Below are 21399 nucleotides of genomic sequence, written 5' to 3'. Positions count from 1 at the left end.
TCTGGAGCCGTTACAGGCGTTCAAGCACTGTTTCAATGAGTGTGTCAATGCTGTTCTTGTAGTTGGCATTGGCTTCCTTGGCACGTCGGTTGGCAATGACCATGCAGACCGTGGTGGCATGGTGCCCCAACAGACGGCTCAGTCCGGCTACGGCAGAACTTTCCATTTCGAAGTTGGTGATGCGGCGTCCGTCGTAACTGAATGATTCAATCTTGGCGTTCTGTTGCGGGTCGGCAAGCGGAATGCGGAGTTCACGCCCTTGCGGACCGAAGAAACCGGGTGCCGAGATGGTAATGCCGCGTATCATGTCTTCTCCGGCAATGCGTTCGACCAGTTCACGGTCGGCATGGATGGCATACGGATGGGCAATGCCTGTCGAACCGCTCCACCCCATGTGGGTCAGGAAAGCCTGCTCCAGTCCGAGGTCGCACACGGCATCACGTCCCCCGTAGAAGTTCAGCAGTCCGTCGAAGCCGATGGAGATTTCCGAACAGACGAAGGAGCACAAGGGGGTATCCGGCTGCAGCCCGCCACAGGTCCCGATGCGGACCAGCTGAAGGGAGCGCAGGACAGGGTTCTCCCGGCGGGTTCCGAAGTCGATGTTGGCAAGGGCATCCAGCTCGTTGAGCACGATGTCGATGTTGTCACAACCGATGCCGGTCGATACGACCGTGATGCGTTTGCCCTTCCGCGTTCCGGTAATGGTGTGGAACTCGCGGCTCTGGATGTCACATTCGCATGTTTCGAAGTGAGATGCCACGAGGGGCACACGTCCCGGATCACCCACAAGGATGATACGGTCTGCCAGCTGCTCGGGACGTACGTGGAGGTGGAAGATGGAACCGTCGGGATTGATGATCAGTTCGGAAGGGGGAAAATAAGTAGCCATGGCGGATCTGTCATTACGTTATTTATCCAGTGAAGCCTGTCCGTTGTTCTGCGGATGGGCAATGTTGTCGCGCATCCGGGTATCGGCTTCGATGTTCTTCATCCGGTAGTAGTCCATGATGCCCAGGTTGCCGTTTCGGAAAGCTTCTGCCATTGCCTTGGGCACTTCCGCTTCGGCTTGGATAACCATGGCACGTGCCTCTTCCGCTTTTGCTTTCATTTCCTGTTCGGTAGCCACAGCCATGGCGCGGCGTTCCTCGGCTTTTGCCTGTGCGATGTTCTTGTCGGCATTGGCTTGGTCTATTTGCAGGGCGGCACCGATGTTCCGGCCGATGTCAATGTCGGCAATATCGATGGACAGGATTTCGAAGGCGGTGCCTGCATCCAGTCCCTTGCGGAGGACAAGCTTCGAGATGGAGTCGGGATTCTCCAGCACCGACTTGTGGTTCTCTGACGAGCCGATGGAGGAGACGATACCTTCGCCGACACGTGCCAGGACGGTGTCTTCGCCGGCACCACCCACCAGTTGGCGGATGTTGGCACGGACCGTCACGCGGGCTTTTGCAATCAGCTGGATGCCGTCTTTGGCAACAGCCGTCACGGGCGGTGTATCGATGACCTTCGGGTTGACAGACATCTGTACGGCTTCGAAGACATCGCGTCCTGCCAGGTCGATGGCAGTAGCCATCTGAAAGGACAGTTCGATATTGGCTTTAGCTGCTGACACCAGGGCATGGACCACCTTGGCGACATGACCGCCAGCCAGATAGTGGGCTTCGAGTCCGTCGCGGGTGATGAACTGGAGTCCGGCCTTATGAGCCTCGATGAGTGCCTGTACGATTACCGATGGCGGAACATTCCGGATACGCATCAGGAAGAGTTGTACGAGAGAAATGTGCACACCCGAAGCCTTGGCTGACAGCCAAAGCAGGAAAGGGATGTAGTGCAACACGATTGCCAGGAAGATGATAATCCCGACAATGAGCGCTAAAGTCAGATACATGGTCATAAATATTAAAGGTTAATGGTTCGTGATGGAATAGGGGAGGCTGTCACTCTTTGGCGGGCAGGACCCATACGGTACTCTCTACCACCCGTTGTACCACAATGGGTGTCTTCTCGTCGATGAAGCCGTCGAGCGACTTCACCTCCACGATGTGCCCGTTGATTTCAGCATTGCCGATGAGTGCCAGACGGGTGATGGCGATGCCTTTGTCTCCCGGCCGGATGGAGTCGACAGCCGTGTTGTGCACGGTCGAGTCGATGTCTTCCTTCAGGGCTGCCCGTTCGAGTGCCTTGGAGCGGAAGACCCACAGCAGGATTCCTCCACAGCTGACGAGGGTGATGAGGAAGGTGACGAGACAGGCCATGCCGCCCAAGTGAAGATAGGCATAGACATTGGCAAAGATGAGGCATGCGGTGGAGCAGATTCCTGCCAGGCTGATGCCGGGAAAGAGGTAGACCTCGGCAACCAAAAGAATGAGTCCGACGACAAGCAGGACGGCAATGATGACTAGTTCCATGGTGATTCTCCCTGATTGGTTAGTTTTTCCAAAGGTAAGGCTCTTCGGGAATATATCCTATCGGTCGAGCTGATTTTTTTCAGTATTGCGTGCTTTTATCTCCAATTCGTCCAGCTCGCTGCTCATTTGCTCCTTGCGCTTCTCCAGGTCGAGGATTTGCGGAGCCAGGGTCTGCCGGCTTGCTTCGGGCGAAGATGCATACCGGGTACGCAGTCCGTCGAGTTGTTGGGAGAGGGTCAGGTAGTCCTTTTGCATCTGCTGCCACTGGCGGAAGAGCGTCTGGGCTTCACGTGAACGGAAGTCGGCGAGCTTGTGGTAAACCGTCCGGTCATCGATGAGGAACGTGAAGTCGGGTCGTTCGGTCTGCGTCGGCCGGTCATGGACCAGCATGGCAAGTCGCTGACGTGCCTGACGCACCACATCCTCGTCCGTCCAGGTGTCGCGGATGCTGCTCAGCTTTGCGCGGCGGACAATCAGCTCTTCCCCGTCATTCTCGTAATCGAAGGTCTCACGGGAGGCGTTGGGCACGAAGACATAGATGCACACCTTCCCCTCGGGCTGATAGCGGTCGGAAGCAAACCAGCCGAGGTTGTTGAATTCGTCGATGACCATCATGTAGTCGTTGGCGGGCGAGTTGTAAGGCATGCCCAGGTTCTCGGCTTTGAGGAACTTGCCGGTCTCGGTGTTGAAACGCGTCACGAAGATATCATAGCCTCCCAGGGATTCGCTGCCGTTGTTGGCATAGTAAAGGGTGGTGCCGTCGCCCAACAGATAAGGATAGCTGTTGTCGCCGTCCTCACTCAGTCCTTCAACCGCTTTGGGGGCAGTCCATTCATCGAGCAGCTTGTCACTGGTGAAAAGCCCGATGTGTTTGCCTTTGGGCAGTGCCCAGTAGCGCTTTTGTCCCAATTCGTTCTGGTAGAAGATGTTTCCGTCTGCCAGGACCACTGAGCCACATTCCTTACCTATATTATAGGCAGAAAGGAAATTGTCCCTGTCCACCACAAAGCTGTCGATGACGCAGACGCGCTCGGTCCCTCGCAGCATCAGGGAAGCCATGCGGGCACGTGCCAGTGCGGTCTCGGCATCAGTGGTCTCTTTCTTTTTGGCTGTGAGCAGTTCGATGTAGTCTTCGCAGGTTTCCACAGCCTCATCATAAAGGTATTGCGCCATCTGTGCCCGGGTCAGGTAGGGGTAGGCATCCAGCACCTTCCGCTTGGCAGCCTTCTCCAGGTAGGGGGTAGCAAGGGAGTCGGCGCCAGTCTCTACACAGCAGGCTCCGTACCAATAATTATAGTTGGCATTTGAGGGGCTCTGCTTCACCAGACGTTGGAACGTCGGGAGGGCTTCTGCATATTTTCCTTGGTTGAAAAGTTCACGTGCCTGACTGAGTGTTTGGGCTTGCATCAGGGTAATGCCTAAGAAGGCGGCAAGCAACAGGACATATCTCTTGTTCATAAGAAGTCGGTGTTTGTATGAATCATTTGTTATAAAGTCAGCCCAAAAGTACGAAGATTTCTCTGAAATGCTGTAATTTTGCTGCCCATTTTTAAAGAGAGCCGTGACTGGCTCAGACGATGAATACTCTTTATGGCACTACTGACAACTGAAGACAAACTCCTGCGCCGCATCAACCAGCGTTTTGCCAAGGGCGTGGTGAAGTATGGATTGATTGAAGATGATGACAAGATTCTCGTGGGACTGTCGGGAGGAAAAGACTCCATGGCGCTGCTTGAACTGCTGGCGTTGCGCTCGCGCATCCACAAGCCGCGTTTCTCGCTCATGGCGGTTCATGTCGGGATGACGAACATTGCCTACCGCGCTGACCTGGATTATCTGAAGGCGTACAGTGAAGGGTTAGGAGTCCCCTTTGTCCATTATGAGACTTCGTTTGACCCCTCGACTGACACGCGCAAGTCTCCCTGCTTCCTCTGTTCGTGGAACCGGCGCAAGGCACTCTTTACCGTAGCCAAGGAGCACGGATGCAACAAGATTGCCCTAGGGCATCACATGGACGACATCCTTCAGACTCTGCTGATGAACATCACCTTCCAGGGCGCATTCAGCAGCATGCCGCCCAAGCTGGTGATGCACAAGTTCGACATGACCCTCATTCGTCCGCTCTGTCTGGTGCACGAAGCCGACCTGGAGGAACTGGCAGCCTTGCGGGGCTACCGGAAACAGGTGAAGAACTGTCCCTATGAAACCGCCTCCAACCGGGCGCAGATGAAGGACGTCCTTCGTCGGCTGGAGGAACTGAATCCTGAAGCCCGTTACAGCCTGTGGGGCAGCATGACCAATGTACAAGAAGAACTTTTACCCTCTAAAATAGATTAACTGATATGACAGGCGTTTACACGATCCTACTGTTGATTGTTTCAAACATCTTCATGACCTTCGCTTGGTATGGACATTTGAAACTTCAGGAAATGAAGGTCATTTCCAACTGGCCGCTCTACGGCGTCATTCTTTTCTCCTGGTTTATTGCTTTGGCGGAATATTCGTGTCAGATTCCGGCGAACCGCATCGGCTATGTGGGCAACGGGGGGCCTTTCTCCCTGCTGCAGCTGAAGGTAATCCAGGAGGTCATCACTCTTATTATCTTCACGGTCTTTACGACAGTCTTCTTCAAGGGAGAAGCGTTGCACTGGAATCATGCGGCGGCTTTCCTCTGTCTGGTGATGGCAGTCTATCTGGTATTCATGAAGTGAGGCAGCAACCCTTTCCGGCAGCTGCCCGTCTTCCCCGCTGAACGTCTGACCTGACAAAACAAATAAGACAATGAACATGAACAATCCAATTATGAAAACTTTCGATTACTCATTCCTGAGTTTCCTGAAACACCGCGTCAACGGTGGTATGGTGCTGATGATTGTTGCCGTGCTTGCCATGGTAGTTGCCAACTCTCCCTGGGCGGATGCCTATCACGCCTTCTGGAGTCACCCTGTCTCGTTGCAGGTAGGCAGTTTCAACCTGTTCAGCCATCACGGAGAGCCGCTCACGTTGATGGCGTTCATCAATGACGCCCTGATGGCGGTCTTCTTTTTCTCCGTCGGACTGGAAATCAAGCGCGAGGTGCTGGTGGGTGAGCTCTCCAGTCTTCGTCAGGCTCTGTTGCCCATCATTGCCGCTGTGGGTGGTATGCTGATTCCCGTGCTGCTCTATTTTGCCCTGACGGCGGGTACACCGGCAGCCGACGGTCTGGCCATCCCCATGGCAACGGACATCGCTTTCTCGCTGGGAGTGCTCAGCCTTTTCGGAAAGCGTGTTCCGCTCAGCCTGAAAATCTTCCTGACTGCCTTTGCGGTGGTCGACGATATTGGCGGTATCCTGGTGATTGCTTTCGGCTATACCTCTCATCTCGATGCGGCTTATTTGCTGGGTGCACTGGGAGTGTTGCTGTTGCTGGCGGTTGCCAACCGGATGCGGGTCATGTCGCGGACGTTCTACTGTTGGGCGGGCATCGTGGTGTGGTACCTGTTCCTGCAGTCAGGTGTACATGCGACGATTGCCGGCGTACTGGTCGCCTTCACCATCCCCTCCATACCATGTCTGAATGTGAAGAAGTACATCGCGCGCATCCGTGAGAACGTAGCCGAGTTCCCCCATTTCGACAAGAGCAGCATCCTGCTCACTCCCAATCAGATTGATATCCTGAAGAGCATCGAGTCGGCTTCCGACCGGGTCATCTCTCCCCTCCAGTTCATGGAAGACCGCATGCACGGCATGGTCAACTACCTCATCATGCCGCTCTTTGCCTTTGCCAATGCCGGAATCACCCTGTCGGGGGCGGAAGGAGCTGTTGCAGGTCCGGTGACCTATGCCATCGTCATCGGTCTGGTGCTGGGCAAGTCCGTCGGCATCTACCTGTTCACCTGGCTGGCCGTACGCAGCCGTGTGACGGCTCTTCCGCAAGGGATGAACTGGCAGAATGTGGCAGGTGTGTCGCTGTTGGGCGGTATCGGATTCACCGTCTCGCTTTTCATTGCCAACTTGTCCTTCGGGGAGACCGACGAGGTCCTGCTCAACCAGGCAAAGCTTGGCGTGTTGGTCGGCACCGTACTGGCCGGCGTGCTGGGCTACGTCGTGCTGCGGTATGTCCTGCCAAAGCAAGAAGGTGCGTCAGCGGGAACATGAGGTTCCTGTTGACACACCTTTGTCAGATGCAGTACCGGGAGTATTGCCCGGACTATCCTGTACATGTATTCCGTCCAAGTGACGGATAGATGAGGCAAAGTATTATACTTAGGCAGGCAAAGTATAATACTTAGACCCCCTAAGTATAATACTTTGGTCGGTCTAAGCCGTACATGTACCGGCATGAATCCGTACTTGTCGGAGCAATAAGTGTTGCTTCCGTTGCGGACCCTCCGGCTACTCTGCCGTATGACGGGTCAGGAGGCAGCCGGATGGTCCGTCAGCAAATGCCGGAACTCGTCGAACTCCTCCACCATGGGGCGGAACAGCGGGTTCTCCCAATGCAATGCCAGCGTATGCACCATGGCATCGATGTAGACGTGGCAATCAGGGATGCTGTGTGAGACATTGACCCGTACCGTCTCCTTCGGGTAGTCTCCCTTGTCGAGCCGCTCCTGTCCCCATTGCAGAAGTCCGTCGATAAATTCCTTGGTTATCTTTTCTTCCATCAGTCTTCCATCAGTTTGCGGTAACGGATGCGCTTCGGCTCTTCCTTGCCGAGACGTTTCATCTTGTTCTCTTCGTATTCGGAATAGGAGCCTTCGAAGTAGAACACTTTGGAGTCGCCCTCAAATGCCAGGATGTGTGTACAGATACGGTCGAGGAACCAGCGGTCGTGGCTGATGACTACCGCACATCCGGCAAACTCCTCCAGACCTTCTTCCAGGGCACGCAGGGTGTTCACGTCAATGTCATTGGTCGGCTCGTCGAGCAGGAGCACGTTGCCCTCTTCCTTCAGCGCCATGGCAAGGTGGAGGCGGTTCCGCTCGCCACCTGACAGCACGCCGCAGAGCTTTTCCTGGTCTGCACCGGAGAAGTTGAAGCGCGACAGGTAGGCACGTGCATTCACGTCACGGTTGCCCATGCGTATCAGTTCGTTGCCTCCGCTGATGACCTGGTAGACGCTCTTGTTGGGGTCGATGTCCTTGTGTTGCTGGTCCACGTAGGCGAGCTTGACGGTTTCTCCCACTTCGAACGTTCCCGCGTCAGGGGTTTCCAGTCCCATGATGAGGCGGAATAGGGTAGTCTTTCCGGCTCCGTTCGGACCAATCACGCCGACGATGCCGTTAGGCGGAAGGCTGAACTCCAGGTTGTCGAACAGCAGCTTGTCGCCATAAGCCTTGCGCACGCCGTGGGCTTCGATGACCTTGTTTCCCAGACGCGGACCGTTGGGAATGAAGATTTCGAGCTTCTCTTCCTTCTCCTTCTGGTCCTCATTGAGGAGCTTGTCGTAGGAGTTCAGACGGGCTTTTCCCTTCGCCTGACGTGCCTTGGGTGCCATGCGTACCCATTCCAACTCGCGTTCCAGTGTCTTGCGGCGTTTGCTGGCAGTCTTTTCCTCCAGCTCCATGCGCCGTGTCTTCTGTTCCAGCCAGCTGGAGTAGTTACCCTTCCAAGGGATGCCTTCGCCACGGTCGAGCTCCAGTATCCAGCCTGCCACGTCGTCGAGGAAGTAGCGGTCGTGTGTCACGGCGATGACGGTTCCCTCGTATTGTTGCAGGTGCTGCTCGAGCCAGTCGATGGATTCGGCATCGAGGTGGTTGGTCGGCTCGTCCAGCAGGAGGATGTCAGGCTTCTGCAACAGCAGACGGCACAGGGCGACACGGCGACGCTCTCCTCCTGAGAGGTTGGCGACCGGCTGGTCTTCAGGCGGACAGCGCAGGGCATCCATGGCACGCTCCAGCTTGCTGTCGAGGTTCCAGGCGTCGGTGGCATCAATCTTGTCCTGCAGTTCTGCCTGACGGGCAAAGAGCGCGTCCATCTTTTCCGGGTTCTCGTAGTACTCCGGCAAGCCGAACTTGTTGTTGATTTCTTCATACTCCGTGAGTACGTCCACGATGGGCTGCACTCCCTCCATGACCACTTCCTTCACGGTCTTCGTGTTGTCCAGCTGCGGTTCCTGGGGCAGGTAGCCCACGCTGTAGCCCGGTGAGAAGACCACTTCGCCCTGGTAGCTCTTGTCCAGTCCGGCAATGATTTTGAGCAACGTGGACTTTCCGGAACCGTTCAGACCGATGATGCCGATTTTGGCTCCGTAGAAGAAGGATAGGTAGATGTTCTTTAAAACCTGTTTGTTCTGCTGGAAGGCTTTGCTTACGCCTACCATCGAGAAAATGATTTTTTTATCGTCTGCCATATTGTTGGGTTTTTGAGTTTTTCTTTGGTTTGCAGGTTTCGGGGCGGTCGTGACGCACCGCTTCTTCGGTTTCCGTCAGTCGAGGATGCGGAAGCCGTCAGCCAGCAGGGCTTTGCGGATTTCCTCCACGTGCTCGGCGTTGCGTGTTTCCATGACGACACGGAGGGTGCAGGCGTTGACGTTGGCATTCTCCCCGTTTCGTTCATGGTGCGACGACAGGATGTTGGCTCCATGCTGGGCGATGACCTGTGCCACGCGCATGAGCTGTCCCGGCTTGTCGATCAGTTCCAGTGTCAGGACGCAGTTCCTGCCGCTCTTTGTCAGACCACGGTTGATGACCCGGCTCAGGATGGTCACGTCGATGTTTCCGCCGCTCACCAGGCAAATGGTCTTTTTCCCTTCGACGGGAACTTTGTTGAACATGGCTGCCGCAACCGATACCGCTCCGGCTCCTTCGGCGATGAGCTTCTGCTGTTCCATCAGTGCCAGGATGGCTGCACAGATTTCGTCTTCGCTGACGGTGACGATGCCGTCGACATACTTTTCACATAGGTCAAAGGTATGTTCGCCCGGCTCCTTCACGGCGATTCCGTCCGCAATGGTCGAGACGGACGGCAGGCACTCGATGTGGTGCTTCTCGAAACTCTGCACCATGCTCGGTGCACCGCTGGCCTGTACGCCATACACTTTCACCGAGGGGTTGAGGCTCTTGATGGCATAGGCGACTCCACTGATCAGTCCACCGCCGCCAATAGGAACAATCACATTGTCGACATCAGGCAATTGTTCGAGCAGTTCCAGACCGATGGTGCCTTGTCCGGCGATGACAAGTTCATCGTCAAAAGGATGTACGAAGGTGTAACCCATTTCGTCGCGCAGTTGCATGGCACGTTGGTAAGCATCGTCGTAGACACCCTTTACCAGGCAGATGTCTGCACCCAGGTGCCGGGTGGCTTCCACCTTGCTGATGGGAGCTCCTTCGGGGAGACAGATGAGCGACTTGATGCCGCTGTGTGTGGCAGCCAGTGCGACTCCTTGTGCATGGTTGCCAGCCGAGCATGCGATGACGCCCTTTGCCTTTTCTTCGTCGGTCAGTTGTGAGATTTTGTAGTAGGCACCGCGTACCTTGAACGAGCCTGTCACCTGCAGGTTCTCAGGCTTCAGGTAGATTTCACTCCCCGGGTTGATGGAGGGAGCCTTGATGAGGTCGGTACGGCGGATTACTTCTTTCAATACATAAGATGCTCTGTAAATATTGTCTAATGTCAACATTGTATATGAGGTTTAAAAACTATAACTCAAGCCGAAGCTGAGCAGCTCGCTCAACTGGAAGAAGCTGTCGTTATCCTCATCCCGTTCCACCCCGTCATCGAAGCGTGCATGTACGAACAGCTTGGTCGACAGGTAGCGGTTCAGCTGGAAGTTGAAGGTGTTCTCCCATTCGGCTTCCGCACGTTCGTAGGTGGTGAAGTAGGAGAGACGTGTCTCCCAGGTGATGTTGGAGAGGATGGTCCATTTGGAGTTGATTTGCAGGTTCGAACCCAGGTCGTTCTTGGAACGTTTGCCCTCTTCGACTCCGAACTTGGTCTCATCGACATCATCATCACCCACATACGTCAGTTTGTAGGACAGAGGGGATATGACAGCTGAGAATGTCAGGTTCTTCAGGTTTTTCTTGAAGTCCATACCGAGGTCCACCTTCAGATAGCCCGGAGCCAGGAAGCTGGAGTTCACTTCGTGGCTGTTGGTCTTGTAGTTGCCGAAGAGCTGGGTGGAGAGTTCCGTCTGTACGGTGTAGTACCAGGAGGAGAATGCCTTGATGCCGAATTTGGAGGTCAGACGGATCAGGTCGGTATTGGTCTTGTATTTGTGTACGGTGTCGGAGCGTGAGGTGGTAAAGCCCAGTTTCCACTCCAGGCGGTTGTCAAACTGGATGCGTTGCTTGTCATCATAGTTCAGGCTGATGTCCAGTCCCGAGAGCATCGTGTTGTTGCTCTCACCACCTTTGTACCAGTTGCTCGATATGTAGTTCTGTGTGAATTGCAGGGAGGCGCTTGCCGAATGTTTCCAGAAGTTCGGCTTCCGGATGACCAGGTTCTGGTTGACCCCCGGGTCGTTCCAGTTCGGTTCCTTGATCAGGTCGGTCATCCGCTGACGGCGTGGGCTGTCCGGCATGATGCCTTCCTTGAACACGTGCTGGGACCTCACTTTGTCTTCCGTCTGGCGGACCAGCGTCGGGTGATTCAGGTAGGTGTAGACCAACGCCTTGTCCATGGCGTGTGTGATGTCTTCATCCTGCTCGATGCGTGCCATGCGGACGGGAAGCAATGCGTCTTCCTGCGTCTCTTCGGTGCTGTCCACCATCAGTGAGTCGGTGAGCTGTCCGTTCATGGCGCGCAACACCGTCGAATGATAGACGGTGACCGGGGTAAACAGACGATAATAGATGGGATTGATTTCGACGTTTGGCTGGTAAACCCGTCCGGTGGAGTCCGGCAGCCAGTATTGTGCCGTCTTTTTATCCAGATAGTCCGAATAGGCTTTTACCACATTCTTAAAATAGTTCCGGTTGTATCGTTGCCGGGGATTCAACCGTTGGGCTTGCGAAGTGTCAAAGACAAAGAAGAGTAGAAGCCCCCATAGTAGTAATCTAATTTTCATAATCACACATGCGTTTACGTTTGATGGGCAAAGGTACGATAAATGGATGGAATTTCCTTATAAAATCACAACGAACCCGCGCTTCCCGTGTCATGTTGCAGGTGTTTCAGTCGGGGTTGCCAACCTCGGTGTTCAGGTCCCACCCGCATCGTTTCAGGTCGACACATCCGTTCGGGCGGAAGAGGACCCCTTCCGCGTGCAGCCTGTCGGCCTGTTCGTGCCAGTGCGGAGCCGTTCGTCCCTGACTGTTGACCACACGATGACAGGGCAGGTTGAGCGATGCCGGGACTTCGCCCAGTATGCGTCCCACGAGCCGGGCATGTCGGGGCATTCCTGCCAGCCAGGCTATCTGTCCGTAGCTCATTACTTTTCCCGATGGTATGGACGCTACGATGGCGTATACGGTTTGTCTGAATGATTCAATATCTGCCTTCATTGTTTCCAGTGTTTGAAAAACTGACGGACGAAGATAGGGCCAATTTGTCAAAATGTCAAATGAACCGCTCCACAGTGCCTTCCCTCGCACCAAAATACGGATTGGTGGATTCCGTGGCATTCTCAGGCGATTTGCCAAATTCACATTGATACCGATCTCCGTTTGATGCCGTTCGCATGCATCTTGGAGGACGTACGGAGTTGCCTTTTTGACACCTGATATCTGATATGCTGGTGCAGGATGCTACCTTCCGATTTGTTGACAGCGCCCTTCTTCTGGAGAACGAAACTCACAATTTCTTACTTTCGTTTTCCAAAGATTTGACTTCCGGGCACGAAACAATAGTGTTTGAGGCATGAAACTAATGTGTTTGACGCGTCAAACAATATTGTTTGGCTCGCGAAACAATATTGTTCCGGGCACGTTTTGTCTGTTTTTCGAAAACGAAATGTATAGTTTTCTAAAAACGAAGGCTTAACTTGAGGCGAACGTTAATTTGTTTTAGCATTCCCTCTCCAGTTTGCGCCGATTTTGAAAAGTATGAGTTAGCGAAAAGAGGCGATTCCCGAAATAGTGTCAGGCAAACGCCTGAATATGCTTTCTGTTTGACAGGATGTTGGAAATGGGTGGCGGATAGGTTCGTGCTGTTTACTTTTCTTTATTCCTGTAATTACTCCGTGATATACGTTGTCTCTTAAAAATAGCTTCAGATTACGGTCAAATCTTTACCTTTGCAGACAAAATTGTCCGTTGCTATGACTACACCACATGATAATAACGAAGAACTCTTTCCCGTTGTTGACGAGGAAGGGAACATCCTCGATGCCGCCACACGCGGTGAGTGCCACAATGGAAGCATGAAGCTTCATCCGGTTGTCCATCTGCATGTGATGAACAGTCGGGGAGAGCTTTTCCTGCAGAAGCGTCCGCTATGGAAAGACATCCAGCCGGGACGCTGGGATACGTCCGTCGGAGGGCATGTCGACCTGGGAGAAAATGTCGACCGTGCCTTGCGGCGTGAAGCACGTGAAGAACTGGGTATCACGGAATTTGTGCCCGAGCAACTCTACCGCTACGTGTTTGAGTCCACACGCGAACGCGAACTGGTCTACAGCTTCCGTACGGTGTATGAGGGAGAAATCCGTCCGAGTGAAGAACTGGATGGCGGACGTTTCTGGACCGCCGAGGAAATACGTACCAACCTGGGACAGGGAGTGTTCACCCCGAATTTTGAAGATGAATGGAGACGGCTGGAGTCAGTCTTGCAAAAAGATGCTTCCGAGAGGGTGTAAAAATCCATAATAGCTTGTATCTTTACAGCACAACCAGCCATTTCAAGTTATGGAGACATTTAAATACATTAGTTGTGTGGTATGCCTGGGGATGTTCCTGGCATGTTCCAATGAGGAACCGGTGATAAACGAACCGCCGGTAGTGACACCGAACGAAAAGCCTGCGGAAGCGAAGGACATCATGCTCACTGTCAGACCTACTCTTGACGCGATGAAGACAAGGGCTATTGTGGAAGCGTTCCAGGTCGGACATACGATGGGTGTGTTCACCAGGGACAACGGCGGAGGTGCCGTCAGCTCGAACGTCAGCTTTGCCTATGACGGAAACGAATGGAAGGCGGGCGGCAACGCGCCGGTCAAGGGCGACATGAACGTCACGGCGTACTTCCCTTACAGCGCATCGGTGACGGATTACCGGGAGATTCCCGTGGACCTTACCAGGCAGGAGGATTGCCTGTACGGGACGGCAAGGGTGACGAAGCAGGTGCCCACGGCAGCGCTCACGATGAAGCATGCCCTGAGTCTCGTGCGTATCAAGGTCATGAAGGACGAATACATGGGACAGGGAAAGGTGGAGAACGTCACCATCTCGGGCATAAGGACTCGGGGACGGCTCGATGCCACAGACGGCAGCGTGGTCCAGGAAGGGAACACGGGAAGCATCCCGGCAGGTGGAAACTACCTCCTCAACGACGCATCACCTGTGATGAACGAGGCGGTCGTGTTCCCGACAGTCTCCTGCTACGGCTATACGGTGAGCTTTGATGTGGACGGTCACCGGTGCAGCTACGAGATTCCGGCAAAGCACGAGTGGAAAGCTGGGTATATCTACACCTATACGTTCAACCTGAAGGGTATGTACAACGCTCCGGTATACATGGAGGATGTACCCATCGATGTAGAGTACTGGGGAAAGTACGGCAATACGGACGAGATTCAGATACGGGAGTGTGGAGAGGATGAAGTGACGATACGACCGAATTTCACTTGGTATGGTTACGATTGTTACCAGAATGAAGGTAAGGTCTTCGGAGTTACATGGACCGGATGGTGCTCTTTCGAGGGCAAGCTGCGTTTTGTATTGATGCAGAACGGACGGATTGTCGAGCAGTACCAATCGAAAGATATCCAAGTGAAGGAAGGACAATGGAATGGTGAACATATCCAATGCTATGTAACTGCATCTCCCGGAATGTATGAATTGGTCCCGCTATTTCAGAAGAAGGGAGAAAGCTCATGGTTCATGGCGGTGGATTATGAGAATGGAAGCACGCAGGAGGAATGGATGTACGAGATTCTTCCCCCGGCACCGGATAACCTGCCAGCACTCCGGATGATGCAGGTCGAGGGGACAGAATTTAATTGGTTTTTGGTTAACTCAGTCCCGGATGGTTCTCCTTGGAACTTGATTTATACCATTTCCAACAAAGGGGAAGGTGCTTTACGTGGTGAAATTCAGGCACGTTGGGAGCGTGAGTATAAGCTCAAGTCTAACTCCTACCGACCGAGCGACCGCTATACAAAAGGGACCGAAAACGATACCGAATGGAACGAAATGATAGGCACAACTTCTATTGATATTCCAAACGGCACTCGATACTGGAAAGGTAAGATGGAGATTTTGATTCCGAAGGGAAGATTAGAACCCAAACGTAACGGAGTTGGATATGCTGCCCCTAGGCTTCACCTTTATTGGAAAGCTGAAGGAAGCGATAAATGGGTATTGCTACGCCAGGACGCTGATTTCCTTTTTAATCGAAACTATGAGGATGATGTATATGACCAAACAACAAACTATCTAGCTATTTCCCTATATAGCTGGAGATAAGCAAACATCCCCTGTCGCAATTAACGACAGGGGATGCTTTTAATATGAGTGATTAGTTTATAGGTTTCCCAAATTTACAGTGTATAAGTACTTTGGAGTTACTATCGGCTGTAAAGTTCACAGTCCATCCGTGTGAGCTGGCAATGATGCTACCACGTCCGTTATTACCCCAGACTGTAATGTCATCTACTTGGGCTGTTGGGTACAGTTGACCACCGTCCTTTATGGAACCCGGATTCACACGAACTGTAACATTTGCTCCCTTTTCTACTTGGAAGCTTCCTTTCGCACCATCGAATTGTTTGCTTACATGATTGGTATTGTCAATCACATTGACGAAAGCACCGAATTGCAGGTTAAATGACAGATTGATTGTAACATATTCCTTCTTGACAAATCGGGCAGAAACCTTTGTGTTGGCATGTTTCATGGTAATCAGCGTGCTGGCACTTCTGAAATTATCAATCACTACATCTCCTTCCAAAACATTCCATCCGACAAATTTATATCCTTCTGAAGGAACAGCTTGAATGAACCATTTTTCTCCACTGTATATTTTCCTAGAACGTTCTCTAAAGAAAGACATTCCATCAAGTGAAATCATTCCTCCTTCATATGGGTCAGCCTGTACAGTTAAGGTTAGCTGCTGTTTCTTCTTGAAGCCGCAGTGGAAGAGGTGGTCTCCTTTGCGTAAATCAACTTTAAAGGAGGTTGAATCGCTCTTTGCATAATCATACATCTTTGGCTCATTCTGTGGACCTCCATAGAAGTAATCCACTTCATATCCATCATCCGGATGGGCTGCTACAATAGGTCTATTGTTTGTATCATACAGCCCAGCACCGGTAGCGTATCCTCCTTCAAAATACACTTTCGTTTCTCCGGCACGGGTCGTCTCCGTACGGAGAGCCTTTTCGCCGTCAATCACCACACGCACGCCGGATGCGGATTCACGACCGTCAGTAGATTGAAATCCATTTTCTTCTTTTTGGCAGCCTGTGAACATCGTCACCAGGACCGCCAACAGCATTAACCATTTTGTTTTCATTTGTTTTATGTGTTTTAGGGTTATTGGTCTCATGTTTATAAAACACCACGCCGTAGTAATAGGATTCCCGGGCTTTGGCAATCAAATTACCTCACCCGGGAAAGAGAAGCGTGATAGACTAGAAGCGGTCATCGGACCGTACAAACACTAGGTTATGGCATTGGCATAATTTTACGGTCGATATCGATAGTGATGAATACATCCGTTTCAGACTCAAACAGGAGAATACCATCATGATTAAATCCCGGAGCCCATTTATAGGTCAGCGTACCGCCACAATTGGTTACAGTGACATCCTTGACTGTATATATATCTGGAGTGTAATGAATCGTGCGGAACTCACTCAAGTACAAGTTACCCGACCTAGGAGCGTTAGAGAATGTATAATCGTTATAGAAATTAGAACCACGGGCAACCCGGTCTCTATAGGGTGTTTTACCCGTATTGTCCTTAAGTTCCAAGGAGAAAGAGACATTGGAGTCATTGGCACCTGTCACGAGTACGGTTACGTTGATTGTGCCGGGCTTTGATGGTCCCGTTTCACTTGAATTACGCCCGAACAGAGCTTCCAGTACACTTGTCGAAGTGTTCATCTTCACATGGACTTCTCTTTTCATGTTTAACGTAATTCCTGCATCTCCGGACGCGATTCTCCATGCACCTCCGAATCCATAACCCTCATTAGGAGTGGCGACAACCTTGTACTCTCCAGTCGTTGGAATCTTCCCTACAATCTCCAATACACCTCCCTCTTCCGGCACAGCACGGAGTTTCAGCTTCGGACCTTCATACTTCTTGAATCCGCAATGGAAGAGGTGGTCGCCTCTGGATAAATCAACACCAAAGGAAGCCGAATCACTTTTAGCATAATCATACCTCTTTGGCTCATTCTGCGGACCTCCATAAAAATAGTCCACTTCATAGCCTTCATCTGGATGGGCTTCAACAATAGGTGTATTTTTCGTATCATACAACCCAGCACCGGTTGCGTATCCTCCTTCAAAATACACCTTCGTTCCTCCGGCACGGGTTGTCTCCGTACGGAGAGCCTTCTCGCCGTCAATCACTACACGCACGCCGGAGGCGGATTCACGACCGTCCGGACCTCGAAGTTCACTTTCCTCTTTCTGGCAGCCTGCGAATATTGTCGCCAGGACTACCAACAGCATCAGTTTTGTTTTCATACGATTAAAAGATTTGTTTAACATGGATTTTATTTGTTGCTGTGTACAGCCTGTAGGGTGGACGGAACACCGTCTATCGAGACTTCGAACGTCAGCTTCAGCTCGAAGTCCCTCACATAGCAGTAGCTGTTCTTGTTCCGGCTGAAGCTTACGGAGGCGCCGAGGGACTTCAGCTCGTCGATGTAATTGCGCACCGTGCGCTCGCTCACATGCAGGCGCACGGCAAGGTCACGGATTCCGCCCGTGTCCTGGCTCCTTATCAGGTCATGGAGGATGGACAGGCGGCGGACGTTTCTGGACCGCCGAGGAAATACGTACCAACCTGGGACAGGGAGTGTTCACTCCGAATTTTGAAGATGAATGGAGACGGCTGGAGTCAGTCTTGCAAAAAGATGCTTCCGAGAGGGTGTAAAAATCCATAATAGCTTGTATCTTTACAGCACAACCAGCCATTTCAAGTTATGGAGACATTTAAATACATCAGTTGTGTGGTATGCCTGGGGATGTTCCTGGCATGTTCCAATGAGGAACCGGTGATAAACGAACCGCCGGTAGTGACACCGAACGAAAAGCCTGCGGAGGCGAAGGACATCATGCTCACTGTCAGACCTACTCTTGACGCAATGAAGACAAGGGCTATTGTGGAAGCGTTCCAGGTCGGACATACGATGGGCGTGTTCACCAGGGACAACGGCGGAGGTGCCGTCAGCTCGAACGTCAGCTTTGCCTATGACGGGAACGAATGGAAGGCGGGCGGCAACGCACCGGTCAAGGGCGACATGAACGTCACGGCGTACTTCCCTTACAGTGCATCGGTGACGGATTACCGGGAGATTCCCGTGGACCTTACCCGGCAGGAGGACTGCCTGTACGGGACGGCAAGGGTGACGAAGCAGGTGCCCACGGCAGCGCTTACGATGAAGCATGCCCTGAGCCTTGTGCGTATCAAGGTCATGAAGGACGAATACATGGGACAGGGAAAGGTGGAGAACGTCACCATCTCGGGCATAAGGACTCGGGGACGGCTCGATGCTACAGACGGCAGCGTGGTCCAGGAAGGGAACACGGGAAGCATCCCGGCAGGTGGAAACTACCTCCTCAACGACGCATCACCTGTGATGAACGAGGCGGTCGTGTTCCCGACAGTCTCCTGCTACGGCTATACGGTGAGCTTTGATGTGGACGGTCACCGGTGCAGCTACGAGATTCCGGCAAAGCACGAGTGGAAAGCCGGGTATATCTACACCTATACGTTCAACCTGAAGGGCATGTACAACGCCCCGGTATACATGGAGGATGTACCCATCGATGTGGAGTACTGGGGAAAGTACGGCAATACGGACGAGATTCAGATACGGGAGTGTGGAGAGGATGAAGTGACGATACATCCGAACTATACCCAATACGGTTACGACTGTTACCAGAATGAGGGCAAAGTGTTTGGTTTGTATTGGACCGGATGGTGCTCTTTTGAGGGCAAGCTGCGTTTTGTACTGATGCAGAACGGACGGATTGTCGAGCAATACCAGCCTATAGATATCCAGGTAAAGTCAGGACAATGGGATGGAAAATGTATCCAATGCTATGTGACTGTGTCTCCCGGGATGTACGAATTGGTTCCGCTATTTCAGAAGAAGGGAGAGAGCTCGTGGTTCATGGCGGTGGATTATGAAAACGGGAGCACGCAGGAGGAATGGATGTACGAGGTACTTCCTCCGGCACCGAATAACCTGCCGGCTCTCCGGATGATGCAGGTCGAGGGGACAGAATTTAATTGGTTTTTGGTCAACTCAGTCCCGGATGGTTCTCCTTGGAACTTGATTTATACTATTTCCAACAAAGGGGAAGGTGCCTTACATGGTGAAATTCAGGCACGTTGGGAGCGTGAGTTCAAGTTGAAGTCTAACTCTTACCGTCCAAGTACTAAGCATAAGAATACAGAAAATGATATCGAATGGAACGAAGTGATAGGAACAACTTCTATCGATATTCCAAACGGCACTCGATACTGGAAAGGTAAGATGGAGATTTTGATTCCGAAGGGAAGATTAGAGCCTAAAAATAAAAACAACGGAGTTGGATATGCTGCCCCTAGGCTTCATCTTTATTGGAAAGCTGAAGGAAGCGATAAATGGGTATTGCTACGCCAGGACGCTGATTTCCTTTTTAATCGAAACTATGAGGATGATGTATATGACCAAACAACAAACTATCTAGCTATTTCCCTATATAGCTGGAGATAAGCAAATATCCCCTGTCGTAATTAACGACAGGGGATGTTTTGTACGCTCGGCATGAGTATTAGCTAACGGGTGCAAGTCCCTAATGAGCCCTAATAGCGGGAATCATACAGCCAATAGCAAGGGTGTCCATCGTGAGGTGGAATCTGAAGGAAGCTTGCGGCAAACATCTGGTCTGACGAACAGAAACTTCATACAAGGCATATGACCGTGGGTAAGGCTGCAAAACAAGTCAAAGCCCTATAGCTATTCGGAACGGTTGGTGTAAATGAAGCGGACATAAGATGGAAAGTTAATACCCTTATCCGAGGAGGTCTCACGGACGCATGAGAATAGTGAAAAAATCGAAATCAGCGGAGTAAAGCTTGTCGTGAGAAGTCAGCAGATGTCATAGTAGCAAACGTGTCGATAAGTTTGTGAAGGACAGAACTTTATTTAAACGATAATAATAGAAAACTACCGTATGTTGGAACGAATGCACAAAACTGGAACTGAAGTTGTAGGCTGCCCTCAGAGAGCTAAGACGGAATCTGAATGGTATGTGGGAGCGCAGACCTTCATATGGATGGTTGAAGACAATGTCGTGGAAGTGCCATTTGACAGAGAGCATCTTCTGGAAGTTATTCTTTCACCCGAGAATCTGAATAAGTCTTATAAGACTGTAGTCAGAAACAAAGGGTGTGGCGGTATCGACAAGATGTCATGTGACGAACTTTTCGCATGGCTCCTCGCCAACAAGAAAAGCTTGATATACTCTCTGCTTGAGGGTAGTTACCGTCCCAATCCTGTCCTTAGAGTGGAAATCCCTAAGGATAACGGCAAGATGCGACAGTTAGGAATACCGACCGTTGTAGACCGACTGATACAGCAAGCCATCAACCAAGTACTAACCCCCATCTACGAAGCTCAGTTTAGCCGAAACAGTTTCGGTTTCCGTCCGAGACGTGGCTGCCATGATGCATTACGCAGAGCGAAAGACATCGTCAACTCAGGTTACAAATATGTAGTAGACCTTGACCTCGAGCGATTCTTCGATACAGTATGCCACAGTCGTCTGATAGAAATACTGAGCCGTACAATAAAGGATGGAAGAGTGGTGAGTCTTATACACAAATATCTCCGCAGCGGAATCCTGAATCATGGTATGTTTGATGCGAGCAACGAAGGCACTCCTCAAGGTGGTCCATTAAGTCCCCTGTTAAGTAATATCATGCTTAATGAACTCGACAAGGAACTAACCCGAAGAGGTCATCTTTTTGTTCGGTATGCTGATGATTCAATGATATTCTGCCGAAGTAAAAGTGCGGCGAAACAGACCAAGGAATCCATTACCCGATTCATAGAGGGTAAACTTCATCTTAGAGTAAACAAGGAAAAGACAACAGTCTCATATGTCAAAGGTGTCAAATACTTAGGTTATTCCTTTTATAACTCCAAAGGTAAATTTGAATTATACGTCCATCCCAAATCCAAAGCGAGGATGAAGTCCCGTTTGAAAGAACTGACAGGTCGTAGCAACGGAATGGGTTATGAACGTAGGAAACAAAAACTCAAGGAGTACATAAGAGGGTGGATAGGATATTACCACCTTGCCAACATGAAACGTCTTCTCCTTGAAACAGACGAATGGTTACGACGTCGCATACGAATGTGTATATGGAAATCTTGGAAAAACCCAAAGACGAGAATATCAAATCTGATTCGATGTGGAATCCCTAAGAGGAAAGCTTATGAATGGGGTTATACTCGACTGGGGTACTGGCGTATTGCTGACAGTTGGATAACACACAGTTCTATGACTAACGAACGACTAAAAATTGCCGGGTATCCAACCCTTTATGAGGAGTATCTCAAATGGTATCCTAAATAAAGAACCGCCACGTGCGGAACCGCATGCGTGGTGGTGGGAGAGGTCGGAAAACGAAAGTAGGAAGAAAATCACTTCGTTTTCCTCCTACTCGATTT

19 protein-coding genes and 1 pseudogene are annotated in these 21399 nt (G+C 51.6%); 8 read left to right on the top strand and 12 right to left on the bottom strand.

Annotated elements, in window-relative coordinates; genetic code table 11:
• Nucleotides 1-10: 10 nt before the first annotated feature.
• Genes C8275_RS11385 through C8275_RS11370 form a run of 4 tightly spaced genes read right to left on the bottom strand, consistent with a single transcriptional unit; the run spans nt 11 to nt 3869 of the window.
• Nucleotides 11-889, bottom strand: a complete 879-nt coding sequence (locus tag C8275_RS11385; protein ID WP_106485181.1) for a nucleoside phosphorylase — start codon at nt 887-889, stop codon at nt 11-13.
• An 18-nt stretch (nt 890-907) separates the two neighbouring features.
• On the bottom strand, nt 908-1897 hold the full coding sequence (gene floA / locus C8275_RS11380; RefSeq protein ID WP_022383436.1) for a flotillin-like protein FloA: 990 nt from the start codon (nt 1895-1897) through the stop codon (nt 908-910).
• A gap of 43 nt (nt 1898-1940) precedes the next feature.
• Complete coding sequence (locus tag C8275_RS11375) at nt 1941-2411, bottom strand: hypothetical protein (RefSeq protein ID WP_022383437.1); 471 nt, start codon at nt 2409-2411, stop codon at nt 1941-1943.
• Between the two features lie 57 nt (nt 2412-2468).
• The gene (locus C8275_RS11370) at nt 2469-3869 is read right to left on the bottom strand and encodes a tol-pal system YbgF family protein (protein WP_106485180.1); all 1401 of its coding nucleotides are present in this window, start codon (nt 3867-3869) and stop codon (nt 2469-2471) included.
• A gap of 132 nt (nt 3870-4001) precedes the next feature.
• Between C8275_RS11370 and C8275_RS11365 the strand changes: the two genes are divergently transcribed.
• The 3 genes from C8275_RS11365 (at nt 4002) to nhaA (ending at nt 6548) form a co-directional block, all read left to right on the top strand.
• A complete protein-coding gene (locus C8275_RS11365) occupies nt 4002-4748 on the top strand; it encodes an ATP-binding protein (protein ID WP_106485179.1) in 747 nt (248 codons plus the stop codon).
• A gap of 5 nt (nt 4749-4753) precedes the next feature.
• Nucleotides 4754-5122 carry a DMT family protein gene (locus C8275_RS11360; protein WP_022383440.1) on the top strand — a complete coding sequence of 123 codons (369 nt, stop codon included), beginning with the start codon at nt 4754-4756 and terminating at the stop codon, nt 5120-5122.
• Between the two features lie 91 nt (nt 5123-5213).
• Nucleotides 5214-6548: a Na+/H+ antiporter NhaA gene (nhaA, locus tag C8275_RS11355; RefSeq protein ID WP_234395758.1), complete on the top strand. Its 1335-nt coding sequence runs from the start codon at nt 5214-5216 to the stop codon at nt 6546-6548.
• A gap of 257 nt (nt 6549-6805) precedes the next feature.
• Here nhaA and C8275_RS11350 read toward each other — a convergent pair whose 3' ends face one another.
• From C8275_RS11350 to C8275_RS11330, 5 genes are all read right to left on the bottom strand, one after another.
• Nucleotides 6806-7057 (bottom strand): hypothetical protein, encoded by a 252-nt coding sequence (locus C8275_RS11350; protein WP_106485178.1) that lies wholly within the window; start codon nt 7055-7057, stop codon nt 6806-6808.
• Complete coding sequence (gene ettA, locus C8275_RS11345; protein ID WP_106485177.1) at nt 7057-8745, bottom strand: energy-dependent translational throttle protein EttA; 1689 nt, start codon at nt 8743-8745, stop codon at nt 7057-7059. The genes C8275_RS11350 and ettA overlap by 1 nt, the downstream gene beginning before the upstream one ends.
• Nucleotides 8746-8820: 75 nt before the next feature.
• On the bottom strand, nt 8821-10017 hold the full coding sequence (ilvA, locus tag C8275_RS11340; protein WP_022383444.1) for a threonine ammonia-lyase: 1197 nt from the start codon (nt 10015-10017) through the stop codon (nt 8821-8823).
• 12 nt (nt 10018-10029) lie between these two features.
• Nucleotides 10030-10893, bottom strand: coding sequence for a DUF3078 domain-containing protein (locus tag C8275_RS14995; protein WP_369861219.1), 864 nt, complete (start codon nt 10891-10893; stop codon nt 10030-10032).
• A 619-nt stretch (nt 10894-11512) separates the two neighbouring features.
• Nucleotides 11513-11842, bottom strand: coding sequence for an MGMT family protein (locus tag C8275_RS11330; protein WP_106485175.1), 330 nt, complete (start codon nt 11840-11842; stop codon nt 11513-11515).
• Between the two features lie 755 nt (nt 11843-12597).
• Here C8275_RS11330 and C8275_RS11325 point away from each other — a divergent pair.
• The gene (locus C8275_RS11325) at nt 12598-13134 is read left to right on the top strand and encodes an NUDIX domain-containing protein (protein ID WP_106485174.1); all 537 of its coding nucleotides are present in this window, start codon (nt 12598-12600) and stop codon (nt 13132-13134) included.
• Nucleotides 13135-13183: 49 nt separating this feature from the next.
• Nucleotides 13184-14962: a fimbrillin family protein gene (locus tag C8275_RS11320; RefSeq protein ID WP_234395757.1), complete on the top strand. Its 1779-nt coding sequence runs from the start codon at nt 13184-13186 to the stop codon at nt 14960-14962.
• A 52-nt stretch (nt 14963-15014) separates the two neighbouring features.
• Here C8275_RS11320 and C8275_RS11315 read toward each other — a convergent pair whose 3' ends face one another.
• The 3 genes from C8275_RS11315 to C8275_RS11305 form a co-directional block, all read right to left on the bottom strand.
• Nucleotides 15015-16010 (bottom strand): hypothetical protein, encoded by a 996-nt coding sequence (locus tag C8275_RS11315; protein ID WP_106485172.1) that lies wholly within the window; start codon nt 16008-16010, stop codon nt 15015-15017.
• Nucleotides 16011-16162: 152 nt separating this feature from the next.
• Nucleotides 16163-17194: a hypothetical protein gene (locus C8275_RS11310; RefSeq protein ID WP_106485171.1), complete on the bottom strand. Its 1032-nt coding sequence runs from the start codon at nt 17192-17194 to the stop codon at nt 16163-16165.
• Nucleotides 17195-17223: 29 nt separating this feature from the next.
• The gene (locus tag C8275_RS11305) at nt 17224-17430 is read right to left on the bottom strand and encodes an HTH domain-containing protein (RefSeq protein ID WP_234395813.1); all 207 of its coding nucleotides are present in this window, start codon (nt 17428-17430) and stop codon (nt 17224-17226) included.
• A gap of 47 nt (nt 17431-17477) precedes the next feature.
• Between C8275_RS11305 and C8275_RS14875 the strand changes: the two are divergent.
• The 3 genes and pseudogenes from C8275_RS14875 to ltrA all read left to right on the top strand — a co-directional run.
• Nucleotides 17478-17606, top strand: a pseudogene (locus tag C8275_RS14875) (NTP pyrophosphohydrolase); the annotation flags it as partial.
• Between the two features lie 49 nt (nt 17607-17655).
• Nucleotides 17656-19437 carry a fimbrillin family protein gene (locus tag C8275_RS11295; RefSeq protein WP_234395756.1) on the top strand — a complete coding sequence of 594 codons (1782 nt, stop codon included), beginning with the start codon at nt 17656-17658 and terminating at the stop codon, nt 19435-19437.
• A gap of 460 nt (nt 19438-19897) precedes the next feature.
• Nucleotides 19898-21304 (top strand): group II intron reverse transcriptase/maturase, encoded by a 1407-nt coding sequence (gene ltrA / locus C8275_RS11290; RefSeq protein ID WP_106485168.1) that lies wholly within the window; start codon nt 19898-19900, stop codon nt 21302-21304.
• The last annotated feature ends 95 nt before the right edge of the window (nt 21305-21399 follow it).

Source organism: Bacteroides sp. Marseille-P3684, from assembly GCF_900291465.1.
Classification (GTDB): Bacteria; Bacteroidota; Bacteroidia; order Bacteroidales; family Bacteroidaceae; genus Phocaeicola_A.
The sequence above is the reverse complement of the archived record's forward strand: the minus strand, read 5'-3'. Positions and strand labels throughout refer to the sequence as shown.

Coding starts and splice junctions, on each gene's coding strand:
- C8275_RS11350 (WP_106485178.1), bottom strand. CDS start 7,057: ATGGAAGAAAAGATAACCAAGGAATTTATCGACGGACTTCTGCAATGG.
- C8275_RS11375 (WP_022383437.1), bottom strand. CDS start 2,411: ATGGAACTAGTCATCATTGCCGTCCTGCTTGTCGTCGGACTCATTCTT.
- C8275_RS11315 (WP_106485172.1), bottom strand. CDS start 16,010: ATGAAAACAAAATGGTTAATGCTGTTGGCGGTCCTGGTGACGATGTTC.
- C8275_RS11385 (WP_106485181.1), bottom strand. CDS start 889: ATGGCTACTTATTTTCCCCCTTCCGAACTGATCATCAATCCCGACGGT.
- C8275_RS11310 (WP_106485171.1), bottom strand. CDS start 17,194: ATGAAAACAAAACTGATGCTGTTGGTAGTCCTGGCGACAATATTCGCA.
- C8275_RS11365 (WP_106485179.1), top strand. CDS start 4,002: ATGGCACTACTGACAACTGAAGACAAACTCCTGCGCCGCATCAACCAG.
- C8275_RS11360 (WP_022383440.1), top strand. CDS start 4,754: ATGACAGGCGTTTACACGATCCTACTGTTGATTGTTTCAAACATCTTC.
- C8275_RS14995 (WP_369861219.1), bottom strand. CDS start 10,893: ATGACCGACCTGATCAAGGAACCGAACTGGAACGACCCGGGGGTCAAC.
- nhaA (WP_234395758.1), top strand. CDS start 5,214: ATGAAAACTTTCGATTACTCATTCCTGAGTTTCCTGAAACACCGCGTC.
- ltrA (WP_106485168.1), top strand. CDS start 19,898: ATGTTGGAACGAATGCACAAAACTGGAACTGAAGTTGTAGGCTGCCCT.
- C8275_RS11320 (WP_234395757.1), top strand. CDS start 13,184: ATGGAGACATTTAAATACATTAGTTGTGTGGTATGCCTGGGGATGTTC.
- ettA (WP_106485177.1), bottom strand. CDS start 8,745: ATGGCAGACGATAAAAAAATCATTTTCTCGATGGTAGGCGTAAGCAAA.
- C8275_RS11325 (WP_106485174.1), top strand. CDS start 12,598: ATGACTACACCACATGATAATAACGAAGAACTCTTTCCCGTTGTTGAC.
- floA (WP_022383436.1), bottom strand. CDS start 1,897: ATGACCATGTATCTGACTTTAGCGCTCATTGTCGGGATTATCATCTTC.
- ilvA (WP_022383444.1), bottom strand. CDS start 10,017: ATGTTGACATTAGACAATATTTACAGAGCATCTTATGTATTGAAAGAA.
- C8275_RS11330 (WP_106485175.1), bottom strand. CDS start 11,842: ATGAAGGCAGATATTGAATCATTCAGACAAACCGTATACGCCATCGTA.
- C8275_RS11370 (WP_106485180.1), bottom strand. CDS start 3,869: ATGAACAAGAGATATGTCCTGTTGCTTGCCGCCTTCTTAGGCATTACC.
- C8275_RS11295 (WP_234395756.1), top strand. CDS start 17,656: ATGGAGACATTTAAATACATCAGTTGTGTGGTATGCCTGGGGATGTTC.